The 6,648-nt window shown below is 47.0% G+C and carries 4 protein-coding genes and 1 pseudogene; 4 read left to right on the plus strand and 1 reads right to left on the minus strand.

The genetic code is table 11. The features are described from left to right. Positions 1–84: 84 nt before the first annotated feature. Both LIQ05_RS17690 and LIQ05_RS17695 read left to right on the plus strand, forming a co-directional pair. On the plus strand, positions 85–1,878 hold the full coding sequence (locus LIQ05_RS17690) for an ABC transporter ATP-binding protein (RefSeq protein WP_226822724.1): 1,794 nt from the start codon (positions 85–87) through the stop codon (positions 1,876–1,878). Continuing rightward, on the plus strand, positions 1,869–3,692 hold the full coding sequence (locus LIQ05_RS17695) for an ABC transporter ATP-binding protein (protein ID WP_226822725.1): 1,824 nt from the start codon (positions 1,869–1,871) through the stop codon (positions 3,690–3,692). Before LIQ05_RS17690 ends, LIQ05_RS17695 begins: the two co-directional genes overlap by 10 nt. 31 nt (positions 3,693–3,723) lie before the next feature. Here LIQ05_RS17695 and LIQ05_RS20780 read toward each other — a convergent pair. Then, positions 3,724–3,840, minus strand: a pseudogene (locus tag LIQ05_RS20780) (DUF6783 domain-containing protein); the annotation flags it as partial. A gap of 416 nt (positions 3,841–4,256) precedes the next feature. Here LIQ05_RS20780 and LIQ05_RS17700 point away from each other — a divergent pair. Then, positions 4,257–4,754 (plus strand): TRAP transporter small permease, encoded by a 498-nt coding sequence (locus tag LIQ05_RS17700; RefSeq protein WP_226822726.1) that lies wholly within the window; start codon positions 4,257–4,259, stop codon positions 4,752–4,754. Beyond that, positions 4,755–6,648 (plus strand): TRAP transporter large permease subunit (locus LIQ05_RS17705; protein WP_226822727.1); only part of this gene is annotated, 1,894 nt, incomplete at its 3' end.

The following is a 6,648-nucleotide window of genomic DNA, read 5'->3' on the forward strand; positions in this document are numbered from 1 at the left end:
GGGACATCCCTTGGCCAGGTAATGGTTAAGGGGTGTCTTTTTTGCGTTTAAAAGCAGAATTGGATATAAAACAGGGAGAAGAGTATGGAAACAAAAAATAAAACCGAGAAATTCCGGATCATTTTCCGTTTTCTAAAAGGAAATATCCGGTTCTTTGTGGGGACGCTTTTATTTTCGGTGCTGTTTACGGCATGCAATGCGTTGATCCCACAGATTGTGAAATATACGGCAGACCACATTCTGGTGCAGGATGGAATTCCAGAGGGGCTGAACGTGGGACAGACCTTGCTTCTGGCAGCCCTTCTGGTGGCAGCTTCGGCAGTTCTGTCGGGAGTTTTTAACTACTTAAGCAAAATGTGCCTGGCAAAAGGCTCTGAAAATTTTTTGAAATCTATCCGGGATACATTGTATCATCACACCCAGTATCTGCCCTTTTCCTGGCATGTAAAGCACCAGACCGGGGAGCTCATCCAGAGGTGTACTTCGGATGTGGAAGTGATCCGGAACTTTGTATGCAGACAGCTTCCGGAGGTGTTTCGGATCTGTTTCCTGATCGTGCTGTATCTGGGAATCATGTTTTCTATGAATGTGCAGATCACTCTGGCTGCGGCAGCCTTTTTCCCGGTGATCATTGGCTATTCCTGCTATTTTTATTCCAGGATCGGGAAACGGTTTCAGGATGCAGATGAGGCAGAGGGAGCTCTTTCCAGTACGGTGCAGGAGAATCTGACTGGAGTCCGTGTGGTGCGGGCATTTGGAAGAGAGAAATATGAGATCGACCGGTTTGATGAGAAGAATAATGCTTATTCTAATCTGTGGGTTCATCTTGGAAAACTAATGAGTGTTTATTGGGCATCGGGAGATCTGATCACCAATTTACAGGTTTTGACGGTTATGGTGACTGGCGTGGTTTTGGCAGTAAATGGGCGGATCACCTTGGGAGAGTTTATGGCGTTTATTTCCTACAATGCGTCTCTGACCTGGCCGGTGCGAAGCCTTGGCAGGATCATTTCGGATATGAGCAAGGCAGGGGTTTCCATGGAACGTGTGGCTTATATTCTGGAGGCGGAGGAAGAAAAAGATGCAAAAGTAGGAAAGCCTGCCATGGATGGCGACATCTGCTTTCACAATGTATCTTTCGGTTATTCTCCAGATCATCCGGTCCTGAAAAATATCAATTTCACCATCCCCTCCGGAAGCACCTTTGCAATTCTTGGCACAACCGGAAGCGGAAAATCAACTCTGGTCCATTTATTGAATCGTTTATACGATCTGCCGGAAAACTGCGGCAGCATTACCATCGGCGGTGTGGACATCCGTGACATGGACCGCCAGTATCTGCGCCAGAACATTGGCATGGTCCTTCAGGAGCCTTTCCTTTTCTCCAGAACCATCCGTGAGAATATCGGTATCACAAAGGAGAAGCTGTTGGACGAGGAAATCCGCCATGCAGCAGGAATTGCCTGTGTGGATGAGGCAATCCAGCATTTTACAGATGGTTACGATACCATTGTGGGTGAGCGTGGCGTTACATTGTCCGGAGGACAGAAGCAGCGTGTGGCCATTGCCAGAATGCTGATGAAAGAAGCGCCAATCCTGGTATTTGACGATTCCCTTTCCGCAGTAGATACAGAGACAGACAATAAGATCCGCAAAGAACTGAAAAAAGAAATGGAGAAGGCAACTGTGATCATGATTTCCCATCGGATCACCTCTCTTATGCAGGCAGATTGCATTATTGTAATGGACAAAGGGGAAATCCAGCAGATGGGCACTCACGAAGATCTGATTCGTCAGGAAGGCCCCTATAAAGACATTTACGAGATTCAGATGAACAGTGACATCCGTCTTATGGAAGGAGGTGCAGCATGCGAATAGAAGAAAAAGAATATACGAAATCCATTGATCTTTCTATCTGGAAAAAGGTGTTTCCATTTTTGGCACCCCGTAAAAATGTGCTGCTTATGGTAATCGTGATGAACATTCTCTGTTCCGTGGTAGATATTATTATGCCCCTGTTTCAGCGCCAGGCCATTGATTCCTTTATTGGGAAGAATACCCTGGCAGGTCTGGGAGGGTTTATTGCTGTTTACATTGCTGTGATCCTTTTTCAGATGTGGTCGGTTATCTGCTTTACCAGAGGCTGTATGACGCTGGATGTGGAAACTGGCCGGGATATGAAACGAGCCCTGTTTGTTCATCTTCAGAAGCTGTCTTTTTCCTACTACAATGCAACTCCAGTTGGATATATCCTGTCCAGGGTGATGAATGATGTGGCAAGGATCACAGAGCTGATCGCCTGGGACGTGATCGATATGCTGTGGGCTATCTTTTATGTGGCAGGCGTTTTTGTAGCCATGCTGTTTCTGAACTGGAAGCTGGCGCTGGTGATCATGCTGATCGTTCCAGCCATTGCGGTGCTTACCTGGTATTTCCAGAACAAGATTCTGACCTGGAACCGCCAGGTGCGAAAAATCAATTCCAAGATCACAAGTGGCTACAACGAAGGCATTATGGGTGCAAAGACGGTGAAATCCCTGGTGGTGGAGGAGAAGAACTTCCGCGAATTTTCTTCTGTGACAGAGGAGATGCGTGGGGCCTCCATCAAGGCAGCCAGATTGAATGCTGTGTATGTTCCAATGGTTGTATTTTTTGGCGCCCTTGCAACTGCAATCGTGTTGGAGCGGGGCGGCATTATGGTTCTGAATGGAAGTATGGATATTGGAACCCTTGCTGCATTTACTGCATATGCAGTTGGAATTTTTGAACCAATTCAGAGACTTGCCGGAATTCTTTCAGAGTGCATTTCCGCCCAGGCAAATATTGAGCGTGTCACTTCTCTTCTGGAGGAGAAGCCTCAGGTGGTGGATTCCCCGGAAGTCCTGGAAAAATATGGGGATTTCTTCCATCCTCACAAAGAAAACTGGGAACCGATCAAAGGTGACATCGAATTTGAAAACGTTTTCTTCCAGTATCCTGATGGAAAAGAAGAAGTGCTCAGCGATTTTAACCTGAAGATTCCGGCAGGCACCAATGTAGCAATCGTGGGAGAGACTGGCGCAGGAAAAAGTACGCTGGTGAATCTGGCCTGCCGTTTTTTTGAGCCTACCAGCGGACGGATTCTTATTGATGGCAGAGATTACCGTGAGAGAAGCCAGCTGTGGCTGCACAGCAACATCGGGTATGTGCTGCAGAATCCCCATCTGTTTTCCGGTACTGTGATGGAAAACATCCGCTATGGAAGACTGGACGCTACAGACGAAGAAGTGAAAGCTGCTGCGAAAGCTGTCCATGCCGATGAGGTAGCCGGGAAACTGGACAAAGGTTATGACAGTGACGTAGGAGAAGGCGGTGACCGCCTCTCTACCGGAGAAAAACAGCTCCTTTCCTTTGCCCGTGCCGTACTGGCAGATCCCGCCATCTTCGTACTGGACGAAGCAACCTCCTCCATCGACACCAGGACCGAGCAGTTGATCCAGCATGCCACAGACAAGCTCCTGAAAGGGCGAACCTCCTTCCTGATTGCCCACCGCTTGTCTACCATCCGAAATGCCGATCTGATTCTGGTTGTCCGGGATGGAAAAATCGTAGAGCAGGGGAAACACAGAGAGCTGCTGGAGAAAAAAGGGTACTATTACCAGCTGGTGCGGCAGCAGTTTGCAGACGAGGAGTCCAAGAAGGTACTGGGCTAGAGCGTGTTTGAAAAATCATTCCCGCAATCTGCACGCCCCACTTTGTGGTATATTTCGCCCGAATTCGGTTGTTGTAGCTAAAGCGTGTTTGCTGGCAGAAAACAGATGTCCTTCCGGGAAAATAAAAATGTATAATTATGCTTGACATGAAAATAGTTTGGTAGTAAAATAACTTCAGTTCGTTAAAGAATTAAAACTTAAAAGAATCAAATTCCTTGAAGGGAAGCAGTAGAAGCAGAAGCACCTTGTCTACAGAGAGCTGTGTTGGTGGAAAGCAGCGTCAGGTCTGTTTTGAAGATCATCCCCGAGAAGGGAAGCCGAACGCTTTATAAGTAACACCTGTTTCAGGGTACGAAATGAAGAGCAGCATCAAGTAGGTTTCCACGGCCGTTCCCCGTTACCGGAATCGCGTATGTCGGTACGTTGTCTTTTCGTACTTGTTTCAAAGGGGAAACAGGGTGGTTGCGGTCTAATATGGTCCGTCCCTAGTTTGGGGACGGATTTTTTTTACGCTAAAATACGAAAGACGAAAAACAGACAAGTAACCCAAGAGGAGGAGAGAGCATGAAAGTCTTCAAAAAAATCATGAATGCAGTAGCAGCAGTAGAAAATGTGATTCTTGTAGTATCCACCCTGCTGATACTGGTCCTGACTGTGGGAAATGTTTTTTCCCGTAAAGTCATCCATCGTTCCTGGTCCTTTACCGAGGAACTTGTGGTCGCAGTCTTTGTACTGATCACTTTAATGGCTGCAGCACTTGCGTGCCGCCAAGGAGAGCTGGTCAATCTGTCACTGGTTACAGACCGTCTCCCTGAGAAACTGAAAAAACCATCTGTAATCCTTACCACCATCCTGTGCATTATTTTTACCGCCATCCTGTTCTGGTTCGGTATGGAAAAAGTAATCACACAGCTGGAAAACGGAAAACGTACCTTCGTTCTGAACTGGCCAGAGTGGATTTTCTGGTCCTTCGTGCCAATCGGATCCGGATGTATGATCTTACATTTTATTGAATACTGTCTTGACTATTGTACAGGCAATCTGAAAAAGGAGGATAAATAAATGATAAGTGCAGTTCTTTTTATTTCATTTTTTGTTTTCCTGATCATGGGAGTACCCATTGCAATCTGTCTGGGACTGTCCTCCGTATGTGCGATTCTGTACTCTGGAACCTCCCTTACCATTGTTGCAACCAACATGTATGCCGGAATCAGTAAATTTCTCCTTCTGGCAATCCCGTTTTTCGTACTTTCCGGAAATATCATGGCAAAAGCCGGGATTTCCAAAAGACTTGTTAAATTCGTAGATACCTGTGTGGGACACAGAAGAGGCGGTATCGCCATCGTGTGCGTTATTGTAGCCTGCTTCTTCGGTGCAATTTCCGGATCCGGTCCGGCTACCGTAGCAGCCCTTGGAGCCGTTCTGATACCGGCAATGGTAGAACGAGGCGGCTTTAGCGCACCGTTTTCCACGGCACTGATGGCAACATCAAGCTCCATTGCCATTGTCATCCCGCCAAGTATTGCATTCGTTGTATATGCTTCCATCACAGGCGTATCCATCGCAGATATGTTCATGGCTGGAATCGTACCTGGAATCCTTATGGGCGTTGCCCTTGTGATCGTGGTTATGGTAGAAGCCAGAAGAAGAGGCATTCAGCCAGCCCAGAAGAAGGCAATTGCAAAAGAGCGCTGGGATGCATTTAAAGATGCTTTCTGGGGATTTTTAATGCCGGTCATCATCCTTGGCGGTATTTACGGCGGTATCTTTACCCCTACTGAGGCAGCAGCTGTATCTGTTGTATACGGTTTGTTTGTAGGTATGGTGATCTACCGTGAGGTTAAATTAAAAGACCTGTTTGACATTTGTGTGGATTCTGCAAAAACAACAGGCGGAATCATGCTGATCGTAGCATGTGCATCCCTGTTTTCCTATGTATGTACCAAGTTTGGTATTGCAGACGCAGCTTCAGCGCTCCTTGGAAGCATTGCACATAACCAGTTTACCTTCCTTCTGATCGTAAACATTATTTTCCTGATCGCAGGCTGCTTCATCGATGCAAACTCAGCCATGTACATTTTCATCCCGGTTATGCTTCCGGTCTGCAAAGCACTTGGATACGACGTGGTTGCATTTGGTGTTATGGCAACTGTAAACCTTGCAATTGGCCAGGTAACTCCGCCAGTTGGTGTCAACCTGTTCGTGGCAATCGGAATTAAGATCAAAAAAGGCATGGAAGTTACCCTTCAGGAAATTTCCAAAGCCGTTATGCCAATGCTGGCAGCTTGTATCGCAGTTCTTCTTGTGGTTACCTATATTCCGGTAACTTCAACCGCTCTTCCAAGAGCCCTTGCCAAAAATGGCGCTTATTCCGGTGATTCTGCTTCTGGTGACAGCGGTTCATCCGCAGCTTCTGCCGCTGGAGATGAGGATCATTCCTTCAACGAGATTGCAGACTACAGTGATCTTGGCTGGGAAGAGACCACCTGGAATTTTGCATGCTCCACAACTGAGACCTCTACCTGGGCTGACGGTGGACGTAAGTTTGGTGAGCTGATGGAAAAAGCTACAGGCGGAAAAGTAAAAGTAAACGTTTATGCAGCAGACCAGCTGACAAACGGAAACCAGTCCGAGGGAATCCAGGCGCTGATGAATGGAGACCCGGTACAGATTTCCATGCATTCCAACCTGATCTATTCTGCATTTGACCCAAGATTTAACGTAGTTTCCCTGCCGTTTATTTATGATTCTGTGGAAGATGCAGATGCCAAATTTGACGGCGAGGCTGGTGAAAAATTAAAAGAGATCCTTGGTGAGTACGGACTGCACTGCCTGGGTATTGCAGAGAATGGTTTCCGTGAGCTGACCAACAGTGTCCGCGAAGTAAAAACTGTGGACGACATGAAGAACCTGAAGATCCGTGTTGCCGGTTCCAACCTTCTTATGGAGTGCTATA

The sequence above is a fragment of the Blautia glucerasea genome (assembly GCF_020537505.1).
GTDB lineage: Bacteria > Bacillota > Clostridia > Lachnospirales > Lachnospiraceae > Blautia_A.